The following is a 15,790-nucleotide window of genomic DNA, read 5'->3' as shown; positions in this document are numbered from 1 at the left end:
AGTCAACAATCAGGAATTTCACTTTGGAAACATCCGACTCTTCTTTCGAAGGCCGGGTATTTACTTAGCCGGGTGTGCGGCTTGGCGTGCAGTTACTTCAAGGGCTGTAACTGCGGACCAAAGCTCCGGCGACAAGGGACCAACCGTCGGCAATCACGAAAAACGCCAATTTGAATGGCAATGAAACCGTTGCGGGCGGCACCATCATCATGCCCATCGACATCAGAACCGCTGCAACAACCAAATCGATCACCAGAAACGGCAAGAACACCAGAAATCCAATCTGAAACGCGCGCGAAATCTCAGAGAGCAGAAAAGACGGGACCAAAACGGAAATCGGCGCTTCAGGTGACAAATCGACTTCTTGGGTGGGCGGGCGCAGGGATGCCATGGCCTCAAAAGTATCTGGATCAACACGCGCGGCCATGAATCCTTTGAACGGTACGATCGCCTGCTGCAGCGCGGGCTCAACCTCCATCGTTTCCTCGACAAGTGGCTGAATCCCGGTTTCCCAGGCCTCGGTGAACACCGGTTCCATGATGAAGTAGGTCAAAAACAGCGCCAGACTTACGATCAACATGTTAGGAGGCGATTGCTGCAGCCCGATCCCCTGGCGCAGGATCGACAAGACCGTCACCAGGAACGGAAAGCAGGTGATCATTATGGCCAGACCAGGCGCCAGACTCAGAACTGTGATCAGCAAGATCAACTGGATCGTTCGGCCGGACAAGGACCCACCTTCGCCCAACGACAAGGACAACTCCTGCGCGTCGGCGGGCCCAGCCAAGGTAACAATCAAACATGCGAGCAGTGCGACGATAGGCAAACGAAACCGACGCGTCATCCCAACCCGCTCTGTAGATCGGTGATCTCTGTCAATCGAACGGCCAACTGCCCGGCCTGATCGCCGTTCATTTCTTCGAGCTGCCCCCGTGCAACAAGCGTACCCCCAACATAGAGTTCAACTGGATCCTCGACCCGTTTGTCGAGAGTTAGAACGGCGTTTTCACCTAACCCAACTAGATCTTTGATCAGTGGTCTTGCGTGACCGACCGAAACCATGATTTCGATCGGAACCGAGGTGAACGGATTGCCCTGCTCGGGAGTGGTAGGTTCCTCGTTATCCATGTTGGACGTCCTCTTTTGCCTGATACAGGAATGCGTCGACAGCCTCAGAAATTGACGCCATCAAAGCTGTACAATCTACTTCTCGTTCGGCTGTGCCGACCCTCAGATAGGCCTGACCCGGAGGCAGGCTGGATTCTTCAACCATCTGAACAGGGACGGAAAACTCGCGATCCATGGCTGGTTTGAGTGCCGCACTCACCCCAGATGGAACAATCAGCAGAACCGGTTGCGCCGCCTGATCCCGCGCCATCTCCTTCAGCTCATCCACGATGTGCTGGCTGTACGTCCTTTCGATGGTGTCCGGCAAAACCGTATCCATCAGACTGCTGAACATCGGCTCCAGCGACAAAGTCATCTGCGACAACGCCTCATGGTAGGTGAACGACAGATCCTCAAGGGACTTACCCAGAGCTTCGGATACGTGTGCGTGGTCTTCGGTACGGGCCGACACGGCGTCGTCCCAACCCGCGGCATACCCTTGTTCAAAGGCGGTCAGCCGATACTCTTCCAACGAGTCCTCGTCCATCATCTGAACACGACCGACTTGAAAGATGTTCTTTTCAAAGTCTTCCAGCAAATGTGCGATTGACATCAGACCTTCTCCTCACTTTCCTGCAGCCAACTGCGCAGGATTTCTACTGTCTCTTCCTGTTTGTCACCGATCATCGAGCGCAAACGGTCCACCGGGTCCTCGGTTCCACCCGCAATCTGTCGAACCCCCGCATTCGGAGCTTGAAGCGCTTCGAACCCACCGCCCTCCCCTGTAGCAATCTCGCCGGTCAGAGCCGGTTGCCCGGTCGTGGTTGAACTTGCACTGGTAGGAGCCGAAGGCGGCAGAGCAATGGACGGGGCACCAATCTGGGCGTTGTTGCTCAGGATCGGACGGACCACAAAAAGCCCGAGCCCAAGCGCCACAAGAGCCAACGTTGCCATCTGGATCAGCGACATCGCGTCCAGATGCATGCCCTGAAACAACGACGGACCAACTGCCGTTCCCAAGGGTTCGATCGTGGGCAATTCCATTGACTTGATTGTGATGACGTCACCACGATCAGCATCGAAACCAACCGCTGAAGAAACCAGCTCGCGCAGTGTGTCCAGCTCTTCGTCGGGGCGTGGTGCAAAGGTCCCACCAGCAGCTTCGGCCGGTGTACCATTCACCAGAACCGCGACGCTCAGGCGTTTGACGGCGCCGGGCACACGCAGAATTTCCAGTTCGGTTTCAGACACCTCATAGTTCACGCGCTCGCGGGTCGCGCTGGTGGACGAGTTCGATTCATCCCCTGTCGCGCCATCGCCGTCCGGCAAGTTCGACGCCACAGTCACGTCGCCGGATTGATTCTTGGAGTTGTCAGAGCGTTCTTCGACATCCGTGCTGATCGCCACGCGCCCGCTGGGATCAAATCGGCGTTCGCGGATAGATTCGGTTTCTGTCACCGTATCAACGCTGATCTCGACCACAGCGTTGCCCTTACCGACGCGCGCCTCAACCAGGCGCAGAACGCGGTCCCGCATCTGTTGTGCGCGGTCATCGGCTGTGCTTGCCGCCGCCGTGGCCTCGGGCGATCCGATCAGCGTGCCGTTTGCATCGATGATCGCCACGTTGTCCACCGACAACCCGCTGATCGCGCTAGAGACCAGAAAACGGATCGCATTGGCTTGCGTTGGCGTGACCGGGCTGCCCGTCGGAATGACAGAGATCGACGCCGTGGGTTCCGCGCTTCGCTGAAACGGCGAGGAAGCGCTGTTGGCGATATGAACGCGCGCTTGGCTGATGAACGGCGATGCCACGATGGTGCGCGCCAGTTCCCCTTCTTTTGCGCGCCAATAGGCGGCATCGAACATTTGCGATGTCGTCCCAAATCCGCTTAGCGAATCAAGCAGTTCGTACCCTTTTCCCCCATTCGCTGGCAGCCCTTCACTTGCCAATGTCAGGCGCAACTCGTCCCGCTGGGCCACCGGGACATAAATCGACCCACCCCGCACATCATACGGAATGCCACGCTGTTCCAGCGAGCGGACCACATCACCGGCCGATCCACTTTCGAGCCCCGCATAGAGCAATTGCATGCTCGGGTTCGCCGCGATTCGCGACATCGCCAGGACTGCAAGGAACACCGCAACGGCTGCGCCGATGACGATCACTTGCTTTCTTTTGTCTAAACTTGCCCAGACAGTTCTAATCTGCTGCACGCTAACCTCCGTCTCACCGACATTCTGTTCGGCACATCCCCTGTTTTGGTCGATTGGCCTTAACAATCGGTTAGTTCCTGACCGGCTATGAATGTTCTCGAACTTGAAGAGGGTAAGCCATGGCCGATGTGACGGCAGATGAACTGGAACCAGAGAAAAAAGGCGCGAAACTTCCGCTGGTTATTGGGCTTGTTCTGGGTCTGGTTGGTGCAGGTATGGGGTTCTATGCGACCACTTCGGGGCTGATTCCCATTGTCAATTCCGCTGACACGCAAGATGACAAGGCGCCTGCCGAGGACACTGGTGAACACCCGGCAGCACTTCCCGATATCGAATATGTGGATCTGACCCCAATCATGATCACGCTGAGCGGTGGCGCAACCATTCACCAACTGCGGTTCCATGCCCAGCTCGAGGTGGAATCGAAATACCACTCTGACGTCGAAAAAATCCGTCCGCGGATTCTCGACGTTCTCAACGGCTATCTCAGGGCGCTGGAGTTATCGGATCTGCGCGATCCCTTGGCTCTCACCCGCCTGCGCGGCCAGATGTTGCGCCGTATTGGCATTGTAGCTGGCAAAGGGCGCGTGCGTGACTTGCTGGTGATCGAATTTGTACTGAACTAGGAGAATAAATTGGAACTCGTGGCAGATATTCTTCTTGTAGCTGGCGCATTGGGTGCGGGCCTTTACTGTTTTGTTCTGGCTCGCCGCCTGAACCGGTTCAACGACCTGGAAAAGGGGGTCGGCGGTGCCGTCGCCGTTCTGTCCGCGCAGGTGGATGATCTGAACAAGACCCTGCAATCGGCCCGAGCGGCTTCGGACAGCTCAAACGAAGCATTGGGCGATCTGACGATCAAGGCCGAGGCCGCCGCTCAACGGCTCGAGCTGTTGATGGCCTCGATGCATGATGTGCCGATCAACGACACGCCCGAACCGAAAGCGCCCGAGGCAAAATCTCCGGAAAAACCCGACGAAATCTCGCGACCCGATGTCGCAGAAATAGAGTGCAAAACCGAGGCACCTGCCCCAGGGCTGATGTTCATGCGCCGTGATCGCGGCCCGGCGAGGGCTGAAACATGAGCAAGCCTGTGACAGCACGCAACGGTGCCCTGACCGTGATCGCGGTCCTCATGCTTGGCTCGGCTGTGCTGCGCGTGGGGTTCGAGGCCGGGCCCGCCATCGCCCGCGAAATCAACACGGAAAAACCCGAAGCGCCCCAAGACAGCATGGCACCCAAGGTCAGTGAGACAGCCGTCGAATATCAAAAGTTGCTGGCCGCCTTGCAAGAGCGCGAACAAGACCTCGCCCGCCGCGAATCGCAGATCGAAGAACGCAACAAAGCGCTCGCCGTAGCGAATCAGGCCATCGAGCAAAAACTCACTGCCCTGACCGAAGCCGAAGAGGCACTGCGCGAGACCATCGCCTTGGCCGATGTCGCCGCCGAAAATGACCTGACACGACTGACCGATGTCTACGAACAGATGAAGCCAAAGGAATCGGCCGCCCTGTTCGAAGAGATGGACCCCGATTTCGCCGCCGGTTTTCTGGCCCGCATGCCGCCCGAAGCCGCCGCCGGGATCATGGCCGGGCTTAGTCCAACGGCAGCCTATACCATCAGCGTGGTTCTGGCCGGTCGCAACGCCAATGTCCCAGGGGACTGACCGCAATGACACTTTGTGTGACCCTTTCCACCCAACATCTGAACTCGGAGTACTGACATGATCGGAATCATCGGGATTGTGTGCATTTTCGCGATGGTTTTCGGCGGCTATCTGGCCGCCGGCGGCAAAATGGGCATCATTCTGAAATCGCTGCCGTTTGAAATGATGATGATTGGCGGCGCGGCCGTCGGCGCGTTTCTGATCAGCAACGACATGGGTGGCGTCAAACATACGGCCAAAGATATGGCCAAGGTCTTCAAAGGCGCCAAATGGAAGCCCGACGACTACCGCGATCTGCTGTGTTTGCTGTTTGCTCTGATCCGCGTCGCGCGCCAGAACCCGGTCGAAGTTGAACAACATATCGAAGACCCGGACAACTCGAGCCTGTTTTCCAAATACCCCAAAATTAAGTCAGACAAAGAGGCGGTTGACTTGATTTGCGACACCATGCGCTCGGCCTCGATGAACTATGACGATCCCCATCAGGTCGAAGAAGTTCTGGAAAAGCGGATGGATGCAAACTTGCATCACGCGTTGCATTCCAGCCACGCCTTGCAAACCGTTGCCGACGGCCTGCCCGCTCTAGGGATCGTCGCGGCAGTTCTGGGCGTGATCAAGACGATGGGCTCGATCGATCAGCCGCCCGAGGTTCTGGGCAAGCTGATTGGCGGCGCTCTGGTCGGAACATTTCTGGGCGTGTTCCTCGCCTACGGCCTGGTTGGCCCCTTTGCATCCAAAGTCAAAGCCGTGGTCGAAGAGGACGCACATTTCTATCAGCTGATCCGCGAGGTTCTGGTCGCCAACCTGCACAATCACGCGGCCGCCATCTGTATCGAGGTCGGGCGCCAGAACACCCCGTCACACATCCGTCCCAAGTTTGCAGACTTGGAAGAAGCGCTCAAAGCGATCAAACAGGACGCCGCATGACCCGGTTTTTTCTGCTGCTCGTCTTCGCGATCTTCGGCACGACTTCAGCACTAGCCGAGCGTCTGGCTGTGCGTTCGGGTGAGCATCCGAACTTCACCCGTCTGGTCATGAAGCTGCCAACCGGCGTAGAATGGTCATTTAGAACGGGCACCAGCGAGGCAGAGTTACAATTCGCCTTGCCGGACCTAGAGTTTGACATCACGGGCGTATTCACCCGAATCCCACGCGACCGGCTGGCAGACCTCAAACAGGACACTCCCGGCGATCCCTTACGGCTGTCTTTTGGATGTTTTTGCGAAGCAAAAGCATTTGTCGAGGCCGGAAACTACTTGGTCGTAGACATCAGAAAATCTACCGCGTCGGGGCCAATTGCCCTAAAACGCCCGGTACTGCCAAACCTCTCGGGAGTATTGGGTGCTGATGCTTCTCCCAAGATCAAGATTGAGACCGCTCCGCCCATTTCTTTGCCCCTCGATCTGCCGCGGCGCGGAACGCAGAACGACTTGGCTCAGATCCTTCCAGATCAACGGCAGATGGAATTTCGCCTGCTCACACAGCTCACTAGAGCAGTCGACCAGGATATCCTGGATATTGCACCGGATGTGGTTGCCATTGAAACTGACAGCCCAAAGACCGCAGAAAACCCGATACTCTCGGACACCCTTGGGATCAATGAGAACATTCGCATCGCGACGGTGATCGACCGGGATCTCTATGGATTGTCCAACCACATGTCCACCGGGTCGCCCAAACGAACCTGTTCCGCGATCGACGACCTGAAACTGGCGCAATGGGGCGAGCCCGGTGGCTTTGCCGACCACATCGGTGATCTGCGAAACCGAGTGGTGACAGAAGCCGGTGACGTCGATCCCGAGGTGGTTTTGGAACTGGCCCAACAATATATCTATTTCGGCTTCGGAACCGAGGCGCTGAGCACGTTGTCCTTGCACCCCGACCCGTCCCAGATCTCGTGGGAGCTTCCCATTCTTGCAGGGCTTCTGGACTCAGGCGCGGCAGCCAGTTCTGAAGAGCTGTCCGGGTTTCAACATTGTGACGGCCCGATCTCTTTGTGGTCCGTTTTGACGCAAGAAGACCTGGCCCAGGACGCAAACACGCAGGCCATAACCAACGCCTTCTCCAAGCTGCCTGAGCATCTGCAATTTCAATTGGGCCCGAGACTGGGCATGATTCTGACCCGCGCCGGAGACAAAGTTTCGACCCGCGCCGTCTTACGCATCCTGAACCGCAGCCTGCCAAGTCCCAAACCCGAGGTGTCCCTGATCGAGGCAGAGGTTGCCCGCCTCGAAGGGGATCATGAGGAATATCAGGAAAAGCTTGAAGCCGTGGTCGAAGACACCAGCGATTCCGAGCAGGCCCCGCGAGCCCTGATCGCACTGCTCGAAGATCGCTGGCATTTGCGCCAGGGGTTTTCCGAAGCGGACACCGAATTGCTGTCCGCGCACGTGCATGAGTTTCGAAAATCAGAACTCGGAGCCGACCTACAACGCGCCTATATTCTGGCGCTGGCGTTGAATGGGCAATTTGACGACGGGTTCTCTGAACTGGGTGAACTGGCCGCAAGCCAGCGCCCCGCATCGCTCAATCGAATTCTAACGCTTTTGGTAGAACGCGCGGACGACGTGTCATTCCTGAAACTTGCACTAGAGCACGGCAATCAGCGCCCCGGAACTCTTGCTCGTGAAACGGTCGATCTGATCGCCGAACGCCTGATCGACTTGGGATTTTACAAGCAAGCGATGGACCTCCTGGATGATCCGCTCAAGGGTCGTGTGGCCCAGAATCGCAAGTTCCTTCTGGCGCGGGCTGCGTTGGGTTTGAACTTGCCGCACCGAGCGCAGTTAGAGCTGTTAGGAACAAAGGGCCCCGAGGGCGCAAGGCTACGGGCCAAAGCACTCGAACAGAAGGGCGAGCTGACTGCGGCCGCAGAACAACTGGTCCAATCGGGTCAACTGGATGAAGCTGCACGCGCCTTGTGGCTGACCGAAGATTGGGAGCAGATGCCCAACGTCGAAAGCGAATACACTCGCGCGGCCGAGCTGTCGATCGACCTCAGGCCACCTGAAACCACTGAAATCCCTAATCGCTTGTCCGAAGCGCGAAACCTGATCTCGGAAAGCGAAAGCGCAAGGGCCGCGATCAGCGAGCTGTTGGAAGCCATCAACTGAACCCAAGGATTTGGGTTCAGCTAACCATTTCTAAACACTCGGCTCATAGCCTCTGTTCGACGCATAATGTGGATAGGCAGAATGCCCCAACCCCTTCATTCCAGACCTTGGAACTGGCTACGATTTGCCGGACGCAACCAAGGGCAAACGGCACTTTTCCTGGCACTCATCATGGTCAGCCCGGCCCCGGCCCTGGCCAATGCACTGCCCCAAACCCGTACCACCGGAAACCTGTGCGACCGGGCTGCCCTCAGGGCCGCGCGCACCCATGGCATTCCCGAAGACGTAATGCTTGCCATCACCCGCGTCGAAACCGGGCGCACCGCGCAAGGACGCACATCTTCTTGGCCCTGGACGGTCAACATGGAGGGGGCAGGCCATTGGTTTACGACTGAAGATGAGGCCCGATCATACGTCTTCTCACGGTTCAAGGATGGCGCGCGCAGCTTTGATGTCGGGTGCTTCCAGATCAATTACAAATGGCACAGCAGCGGGTTCAAATCGATTGACGAGATGTTTGACCCGGACCTGAACGCCACTTATGCCGCCCGGTTCCTCGAAACACTGCACGACGAATTCGGCGACTGGTCCAAAGCAGCAGGGGCTTATCACTCCAGAACCCGCCAATACGCCGACATCTACATAGCCCGATTCGACGCCGCACGGGCGGATCTGAATGGCGATGCCCCATCGATCGACATCGGCCCTATGCCGATTCTGGGACACGCCTCGCGCCAACCTTTGATCGGGTCCGGAGACGTCGGCATGGGCTCTCTGGTGCCCACCGGTGCAAAATCAAATTCCCTCTCTCTGATTGTTTTCAACTGACATGCCAAAAGTTCAGCTAAACTCTTTCTTCAGCCCGACAGTTCTTTTGGCCGTTGCCTTGATGACGATCATCATCATGATGATCCTGCCGGTGCCAGCCTGGGCGCTCGACGTTGGTCTCGCAGCCTCTTTCGGGTTGGCAATCCTGATTTTCACCATCACGCTGTTCATCGAACGCCCGCTGGATTTCTCGGCTTTCCCAACCATCCTGCTGGCCTCTTTGATGTTGCGATTGTCGCTCAACATTTCGTCCACGAAGCTCATCATCGGACAGGGCCACACCGGCCCAAACGCCGCCGGGGACGTGATTGAAGGGTTTGCCCAATTCATCATGGGTGGCAGCGTGTTCCTGGGCCTTGTCGTGTTCGGCGTTCTGCTAATCGTCAACTTCATGGTGATCACCAAAGGCGCCGCCCGCATGGCCGAGGTCGGCGCGCGTTTTGCCCTGGACGGCATGCCCGGTAAACAGCTCGCCATCGACAGCGACATGTCCGCAGGCGCCATCGACCACGCGCAAGCCAAGGAACGGCGCGAGCGCGAGCAGCAAGAAACAACATTTTTCGGCTCGCTCGATGGCGCATCGAAGTTCGTCAAAGGCGACGCCATTGCAGGTCTGCTGATCACGCTGTTAAACTTGGTCATGGGACTGGTTATGGGCGTGGTCGTCCACCAGATGCCCATATCTGCAGCGTTTGAAACTTATGCAATCCTGACCGTCGGGGATGGCCTTGTCTCGCAGATCCCCGCCGTCATCATCTCGATCGCCTCGGCCCTGTTGCTGGCACGCGGCGGCATGCAAGGCGCCACTGATCTGGCGCTGCTCGATCAGTTGGGCAAGCACCCCGCAGCCCTCGCCACCGTGGCGGTTTTGATGGGCGTGTTTGCCCTGGTGCCAGGTCTGCCGTTTCTGCCGTTCATCTTGGGCAGTGGCGCGCTTGGGGCGGCGTCTTATTGGATGATCTTGCAACAGCACAAAAAGGCCGAGGAGGAGGCCACCGGCACGGCCATGCCCGAAGAGCCCACCCAAAATCGGGGTCTGGGCGACATCCTCGATCTGGACGACGTGCATCTGGAATTCGCCCCCGACCTGGTTGGTATGGTGCTGGATCCGGGAACGGGCCTGGACGCACGTATCGCCAACATGCGCACCCATGTGGCATCAGAGTTTGGCCTGATCCTGCCCGATATTCGCCTGACCGATCAGGCCGAGTTGACCCCGGGCACCTACATCATCCGCGTCCAAGGTGTCGAACAGGTGCGCGGTGTACTGCACCCCGATCTGGTGCTGGCGCTGGTGCCTGACAGTTTTACCGCCCTGCCCGACGGCCAGGACGTGACTGAACCCGTCTATGGCGCGCCCGCGCGTTGGATTTCGTCCAAAGATCAGGATGGCGCAGCCATTTCCGGGGCCACCATCGTCTCCCCGCCTGAAATTCTGGCGACCCATCTGCTTGAAGTGATCAAACAGAACTTTGCGCGCCTGCTGTCGCTGAAATCCCTGCGCCGCCTGCTGGACGAAATGAAACGCCTCAGCGATCCCGTCCGGGCTGACGCCAACCGCAAGCTCCTGGACGAACTGATCCCTGACAAGGTGCCGATGGACACGCTCCACAGTGTTCTACGCCTGCTGCTGGAGGAACGCGTGTCGATCCGCAACATGCCGCTGATCCTGGAAACCATTGCCGAAGCCCGGCTGATCACCACCCAGCCCGAGGCGATCTGCGAACATGTGCGCCACCGCCTGGGCTTTCAGCTGGTGGCCGAAATGAAACGCGCCGATGGTTCGATCCCGCTGGTGCAGTTGGCACCCGAATGGGAAGACGCCTTTGTGACCTATCAAGTCGATGGCGGTGCCAGCGGTCTGGACATCGTGTTGCCGCCCGATTTGTTCAACCGTCTGGCCGATGGTGTGTCAGAGCAGGTCGGGCAAACGGCCGAAAACGGCATCTATCCCGCTGTCGTGACGTCGACTCGGCGCAGGCGTTTCTTACGAACGGTGATGCGCGCCCGCGGCATCTCCAACCCCGTCCTGTCGTTCGAGGAAATCGGGCTCGAGGCGCGCCCGTCGCTGGTCGGGCTGGTGGCCGCATAACCCATGAGCGAGCCCCTGGCCCAATATCTGACGTCCGAATTCTGGCACGCCTTCACCGTGCTCCTGCGCGTTTCAGCCTTCGTCTCGGTCATACCCGCCTTTGGCGAACGAACGGTGCCCACGCGGGTCAAAATGGGGATCGCCATCGCCTTTACCGCCATCGTCGCGCCCGCGCTTGGTGAGCGGTTCGAGCCGGCGGATTTCGCCGCCTTTGCGCAGCTGGCGATGACAGAAATCGTGATCGGGTTGATCCTGGGCCTGATGGTGCGCCTGTTTGTTTTGGGACTTCAAACCGCAGGCTCGATCGCAGCGCAGGCCACGTCGCTGTCGCAAATCCTGGGTGGCGCTGCAGTTGAACCGGTTCCAGCAATGGGGTTCCTGCTGGTCATGGCCGGGCTGACGTTGGCAGTGATGACCGGGCTGCATGTGCGTGCCGCGGAATACGCGATACTCAGCTATCAGCTCTTTCCCGTCGGCACGTTGCCAGACGCCAGCGATCTGACTCGCTGGGGCGTCGGACAAGTCGCCACCGTCTTTGCTCTGGCGTTTTCGCTCGCTGCGCCTTTTGTCATCGCCTCGCTGATCTATAACTTGGCGATGGGGGCGATCAATCGCGCGATGCCACAGCTGATGGTGGCCTTTGTCGGTGCCCCGGTGATCACCTTTGGCGGGCTCTTTATCCTCTTTGCCGCAACCCCACTTTTGCTGACCATCTGGGTCGACGCGGTGAACGACTTCTTGACGAACCCCCTTGGCGGCACCAGATGAGCGCTTCCGACGACGACAGTGAAAAGTCCTTTGATCCGACGCCGCAAAAACTCCAGAAGGCGCGGGAAAAGGGTGAGGTCGCAAAATCCGCGGACCTGTCGGTCGTGGCCGCCTATGCCGGTCTGGTGCTTGTGTTTTTGGCCATTGGCCATGCCTCGATCACCTCCCTTGGCACCACGCTCATGGTCTTTCTCGATCAACCCGAAGGGCTGTCGACCCTGCTTGTGAACGGTCCCTCCGCCGGTCCGGTCGGGGGTATGATCGGGTCGGTCGCGCTGGCCATCGGACCCTGGCTTCTGGTTCCCATGGCGGCAATTATCCTGTCGGTGATCGCCCAACGCGCCTTTCTGGTGACACCCAGCAAGCTCCAACCCAAGCTGTCGCGGATTTCCCTGATATCGAACGCCAAGAACAAATTCGGCCGCGGGGGCCTGTTTGAATTTGCCAAAAGCTTTACCAAGCTCATCCTCTATTCGATCTGCCTGGGCGTGTTCCTGCATGCCAACTTGAGCGACATCATCTCAAGCACTGGCGTCGCGCCGCGCATTGTCGTGCCGATGATGATGGATCTGGTGTTTCAATTCCTGTTCATCGTGCTCGCCGTGGCGCTGATGATCGGCTCGATCGACTACATCTGGCAATATTTCGAACACATCCGCAAAAACCGTATGAGCCGCAAGGAAATCATGGACGAGACCAAGGATTCCGAAGGCGATCCGCACATGAAACAGCAGCGTCGCCAAAAGGGCCAGCAGATCGCGATGAACCAGATGATGGCCGATGTGCCAGCCGCTGACGTGGTGATCGTGAACCCGACGCATTACGCGGTTGTTCTGAAATGGTCACGCCTGCCAGGCGCTGCGCCAACCTGTGTCGCCAAGGGCGTTGACGAAGTCGCCGCCACAATCCGCCAGATCGCCAATGAATCCGGTGTGCCGATCCAATCGGACCCGCCCACGGCACGGGCCATCCATGCCACGGTCGAGATTGGCGACGAGATTCTGGAAGATCATTATAAACCCGTGGCTGCCGCTATCCGATTTGCCGAAACCATGCGCAAGAAAGCTCGGGCAGGTGTCTAATGAAACAAAAAACGCTCCAACAAACCGTGCACGTGACCGAAGCACTTTACCTGCGCGAACACGAGGCGATCAAAGAAACCCTAGCAGAAGAGGCCGAGATCCGCGCCCAACTGGCGCGCCTGGACGCGCTGGTCGCGCAGGCGGCCACCAAACAACAGCAAACGCATTCAGTTCGAATGGTGGGTGCCGATATCCTGTGGCGCGGCTGGGAATCCAAGACGCGCCGCCAGCTGCACACGCATCTGGCACAGGTTCAGACCCGCAAGCTGGGCGCGATGGCGCAGCTGCGCAAAGCGTTCGGCCAAAAGGACGCGATGGCAAAGCTGCAAAAGCTTGATCACGCCAAGCGGCTGCACCACCGACAGACCCAACGCCAGGACAGCCTGCTCGACGGCATCTTAACCAGGCGGTGAGCAAAAAAACGCCGCGCAACCGCACGGCGTTTTCATCTATGGCAGACCCTGATCAGGTGTCCTGGCGGGCAATATCCACGATCAACACATCCTTGACGATATCGCCCAGCTCTTTCCGAGCCACTTCATTTAGTGCCTTGCGCAGCGGCGCCAGATTGTCAGGCCGCGTGAATGCCCCGTCAAAACCGCCCATGTTGGCGTGATCAAACAACACCTGCAGGAACATATCACGCAGCTTTGGCTCTTTCGAATACACCGCTTCGGTGCTGCCCTCGACGGTTTCCAGGCTCAGCGACACGGTGGCCAAGGCCGAGATGTGATCCTTGGTCACGATGGGGATGACAAACTGCTTGGGCAGTTTGACATATTCACTGCCACTTGATTTTTCGTCCTTTTCCGGCTTGGCCTTGGCCTCTTTCTTGTTCTCATCCTCTTTGTGATGTTCGGGCTCTGCATCCTCGGCCATATCGTGCTTTTTCTCACCCGGCCCCAGGAACACCCCGGCGCCGACGCCAGCTCCAAGACCAACAATCAGGAACAGAATGGGTAACAATTTCTTCACGTCGCGGGCTCCTTAGAACGGCAGAACGGTATCAAGGATTTGCTGGCCGTAACGTGGCTGCTGCACATCCGTAATCTGACCGCGACCCCCATAGCTCACCCGGGCCGAGGCGATCTTGTCATAGGTGATCTCGTTCTGGCGCGAAATATCCTCGGGCCGGACATACCCGGTAACCAGCAATTCACGCAGTTCAAAGTTCACGCGCAACTCTTGCGTGCCTGAAATCGCCAGCACCCCGTTGGGCAGAACATCGACCACCGTCGCCGCCACTCGCAAGGTCAGCTTTTCCTTGCGCTTGACCGAGCCTTTGCCGTCGGTCTTGCTGGATGATGTGACGCCGACCGCATCAGCCATACTCGCACCGGCGGGCAATTTTTCATCAAGCCGCTGCGGCAGGCCGAACAGGTTGGGAACCCCCAGATCCTCGGACCCGGTGCGCGAACGTTTCGTGTCATTGGAAATCTCGGCCTTTTCGTCGATCTCGATGACCACAGTCATGATGTCACCCTTTTGCACCGCCCGCCGATCGCCCAGCAAGGATGCGCGCCCGCCGCTCCAAAGCGAGGATTGATCGACGCTGCGCTGCGGGACGGTGTTAAGCGGCAGGCCGGGCCACAACATGGCCACATGTTCCGGGGTCTGCGAGCTTTCCGAAAAGCTGGGCGGCTTGCCCAGGTGATCCATTCGGCCACAAGCGCCCAGCGCAAGCAGACCAACTAGCAGGGACTTCTTCGTGATTGAATACATCAGTGAACCTCGATTGAACCGTCAGACCGAATGCGGCCGGTGACTGTAGAGCGCGATGTCAAGTTCATCACGCGAATGATTTCGCCGGTCGCGCCACGCCCCATCGCGCGCCCCTCGGCAATGATCGTCAAACCACCGCGATTGAAAATCAGCGACACCACATCATTGCGATCAACGACTGCGGGCGGGCCGATGTCAGAAAACCGGATGGGCCTGCCGGGATACAGCGCCACGCGCGCCTCTTTTCCGATGACCTCGTCGGCGTGGGACACAGCACCCGGCACATCGGCCGATTTGGGCACCAGATCCTGCGCGCCGATGATCTCTTTGGCGCGGATTGCGCGCGCGGGCACCAGGATTTCGGCCAAAGAGGGCGTCCCAAATGCCAAAATCAGGGCGACTGCGAATAACCGCATCAGCGCACCTGCGTGGTCGCGCTCATCATCTGGTCGACCGCCGAGATGACCTTGGCATTCATTTCATAACCGCGCTGCGCCTCGATCAGCTCTGTCACTTCGCGCACCGCGTCGACCGAGCTGTCTTCAAGATACCCCTGCCGCATCGTGCCCAACCCGTCGACGCCGGGTTCCGCAACCACTGGCGCTCCCGAAGCTTCGGTTTCCTTGAACATATTGCTGCCAATCGCCTCAAGCCCCTTGGCGTTGGCAAAGCTCGCCAATGTGAACTGACCCAACAGCTGCCCCTCGGCAGCGTTGTCGAAATAGGCAAACACCTCACCCGATCCATTGATCGAAATGCTGCGCGCATCCGTGGGAATAGTGATTTCGGGCGTCACGGAATAGCCGTCCGAGGTGACGATCAGCCCCTCGGCCGAGCGTTTCAGGCTGCCGTCCCGAGTATAGGCGGACTGCCCTGACGGCAGCGTGATCTCCAAATAACCGCGCCCTTCGATCGCCACATCCAGATCATTGCCGGTCTCCGAAAGCGTCCCCTGGGCCAGATGGATCGACACCGCAGAAGGCCGTACGCCCAGACCCAACTGAACGCCGGTCGGCAGCACCGTGCCATCAGACGCATTGACCGTCCCCGCACGCGAGACCTGCTGATAGTGCAGATCCGCGAACTCGGCCCGGCGGGCGTTGTAGCCGGTGGTGTTCATATTCGCGAGGTTGTTGGAAATCGTCTCGACCCGCAGCTGCTGAGCCGTCATTCCCGTCGCTGCAATTTTCAAGGCACGCAT

Annotated in this window: 18 protein-coding genes; 10 read left to right on the top strand and 8 right to left on the bottom strand. The window is 58.5% G+C overall.

Going from position 1 to position 15,790, the window contains the following annotated elements:
* Nucleotides 1-97: 97 nt before the first annotated feature.
* The 4 genes from fliP to fliF are packed head-to-tail and all read right to left on the bottom strand — an operon-like array spanning nucleotide 98 to nucleotide 3,321.
* Nucleotides 98-844, bottom strand: a complete 747-nt coding sequence (gene fliP, locus G6R15_RS14035) for a flagellar type III secretion system pore protein FliP (protein ID WP_164660589.1) — start codon at nucleotides 842-844, stop codon at nucleotides 98-100.
* The gene (locus tag G6R15_RS14030) at nucleotides 841-1,128 is read right to left on the bottom strand and encodes a FliM/FliN family flagellar motor switch protein (protein WP_164660588.1); all 288 of its coding nucleotides are present in this window, start codon (nucleotides 1,126-1,128) and stop codon (nucleotides 841-843) included. Before G6R15_RS14030 ends, fliP begins: the two co-directional genes overlap by 4 nt.
* Nucleotides 1,121-1,720 carry an ABC transporter ATP-binding protein gene (locus G6R15_RS14025; RefSeq protein WP_164660587.1) on the bottom strand — a complete coding sequence of 200 codons (600 nt, stop codon included), beginning with the start codon at nucleotides 1,718-1,720 and terminating at the stop codon, nucleotides 1,121-1,123. The genes G6R15_RS14030 and G6R15_RS14025 overlap by 8 nt, the downstream gene beginning before the upstream one ends.
* A complete protein-coding gene (fliF, locus tag G6R15_RS14020) occupies nucleotides 1,720-3,321 on the bottom strand; it encodes a flagellar basal-body MS-ring/collar protein FliF (RefSeq protein ID WP_164660586.1) in 1,602 nt (533 codons plus the stop codon). The genes G6R15_RS14025 and fliF overlap by 1 nt, the downstream gene beginning before the upstream one ends.
* Nucleotides 3,322-3,440: 119 nt before the next feature.
* Here fliF and fliL point away from each other — a divergent pair, with 119 nt between their 5' ends.
* The 10 genes from fliL (at nucleotide 3,441) to G6R15_RS13970 (ending at nucleotide 13,280) form a co-directional block, all read left to right on the top strand.
* On the top strand, nucleotides 3,441-3,947 hold the full coding sequence (gene fliL, locus G6R15_RS14015; protein ID WP_164660585.1) for a flagellar basal body-associated protein FliL: 507 nt from the start codon (nucleotides 3,441-3,443) through the stop codon (nucleotides 3,945-3,947).
* 9 nt (nucleotides 3,948-3,956) lie between these two features.
* The gene (locus G6R15_RS14010) at nucleotides 3,957-4,403 is read left to right on the top strand and encodes a hypothetical protein (RefSeq protein ID WP_164660584.1); all 447 of its coding nucleotides are present in this window, start codon (nucleotides 3,957-3,959) and stop codon (nucleotides 4,401-4,403) included.
* On the top strand, nucleotides 4,400-4,984 hold the full coding sequence (locus G6R15_RS14005; RefSeq protein ID WP_164660583.1) for a MotE family protein: 585 nt from the start codon (nucleotides 4,400-4,402) through the stop codon (nucleotides 4,982-4,984). The genes G6R15_RS14010 and G6R15_RS14005 overlap by 4 nt, the downstream gene beginning before the upstream one ends.
* A gap of 57 nt (nucleotides 4,985-5,041) precedes the next feature.
* On the top strand, nucleotides 5,042-5,911 hold the full coding sequence (gene motA, locus G6R15_RS14000) for a flagellar motor stator protein MotA (protein ID WP_164660582.1): 870 nt from the start codon (nucleotides 5,042-5,044) through the stop codon (nucleotides 5,909-5,911).
* On the top strand, nucleotides 5,908-8,097 hold the full coding sequence (locus tag G6R15_RS13995) for a hypothetical protein (RefSeq protein ID WP_164660581.1): 2,190 nt from the start codon (nucleotides 5,908-5,910) through the stop codon (nucleotides 8,095-8,097). The genes motA and G6R15_RS13995 overlap by 4 nt, the downstream gene beginning before the upstream one ends.
* Nucleotides 8,098-8,178: 81 nt before the next feature.
* Nucleotides 8,179-8,925 (top strand): transglycosylase SLT domain-containing protein, encoded by a 747-nt coding sequence (locus G6R15_RS13990; protein ID WP_306432349.1) that lies wholly within the window; start codon nucleotides 8,179-8,181, stop codon nucleotides 8,923-8,925.
* A gap of 1 nt (nucleotide 8,926) precedes the next feature.
* Entirely contained in the window at nucleotides 8,927-11,017 is a 2,091-nt protein-coding gene (gene flhA, locus G6R15_RS13985; RefSeq protein ID WP_164660580.1) for a flagellar biosynthesis protein FlhA, read from the top strand.
* Between the two features lie 3 nt (nucleotides 11,018-11,020).
* Nucleotides 11,021-11,785 carry a flagellar biosynthetic protein FliR gene (locus G6R15_RS13980; RefSeq protein WP_164660579.1) on the top strand — a complete coding sequence of 255 codons (765 nt, stop codon included), beginning with the start codon at nucleotides 11,021-11,023 and terminating at the stop codon, nucleotides 11,783-11,785.
* Entirely contained in the window at nucleotides 11,782-12,867 is a 1,086-nt protein-coding gene (gene flhB / locus G6R15_RS13975) for a flagellar type III secretion system protein FlhB (protein WP_164660578.1), read from the top strand. Before G6R15_RS13980 ends, flhB begins: the two co-directional genes overlap by 4 nt.
* Nucleotides 12,867-13,280 (top strand): hypothetical protein, encoded by a 414-nt coding sequence (locus G6R15_RS13970; RefSeq protein WP_164660577.1) that lies wholly within the window; start codon nucleotides 12,867-12,869, stop codon nucleotides 13,278-13,280. Before flhB ends, G6R15_RS13970 begins: the two co-directional genes overlap by 1 nt.
* Nucleotides 13,281-13,332: 52 nt before the next feature.
* Here the strand turns inward: G6R15_RS13970 and G6R15_RS13965 are convergent, their stop codons facing one another.
* From G6R15_RS13965 to flgG, 4 genes are read right to left on the bottom strand one after another with little or no spacing between them, the layout of a single operon-like run.
* Nucleotides 13,333-13,842, bottom strand: a complete 510-nt coding sequence (locus G6R15_RS13965; protein WP_164660576.1) for a flagellar basal body-associated protein FliL — start codon at nucleotides 13,840-13,842, stop codon at nucleotides 13,333-13,335.
* Between the two features lie 12 nt (nucleotides 13,843-13,854).
* Nucleotides 13,855-14,589 carry a flagellar basal body L-ring protein FlgH gene (gene flgH, locus G6R15_RS13960; RefSeq protein ID WP_164660575.1) on the bottom strand — a complete coding sequence of 245 codons (735 nt, stop codon included), beginning with the start codon at nucleotides 14,587-14,589 and terminating at the stop codon, nucleotides 13,855-13,857.
* The gene (flgA, locus tag G6R15_RS13955; protein ID WP_164660574.1) at nucleotides 14,589-15,005 is read right to left on the bottom strand and encodes a flagellar basal body P-ring formation chaperone FlgA; all 417 of its coding nucleotides are present in this window, start codon (nucleotides 15,003-15,005) and stop codon (nucleotides 14,589-14,591) included. Before flgA ends, flgH begins: the two co-directional genes overlap by 1 nt.
* Entirely contained in the window at nucleotides 15,005-15,790 is a 786-nt protein-coding gene (flgG, locus tag G6R15_RS13950; protein WP_164660573.1) for a flagellar basal-body rod protein FlgG, read from the bottom strand. Before flgG ends, flgA begins: the two co-directional genes overlap by 1 nt.

Origin of the sequence: Tropicibacter sp. Alg240-R139 (assembly GCF_900537075.1) — a bacterium.
Taxonomy (GTDB): Bacteria; Pseudomonadota; Alphaproteobacteria; order Rhodobacterales; family Rhodobacteraceae; genus Falsiruegeria.
The sequence above is the reverse complement of the archived record's forward strand: the minus strand, read 5'-3'. Positions and strand labels throughout refer to the sequence as shown.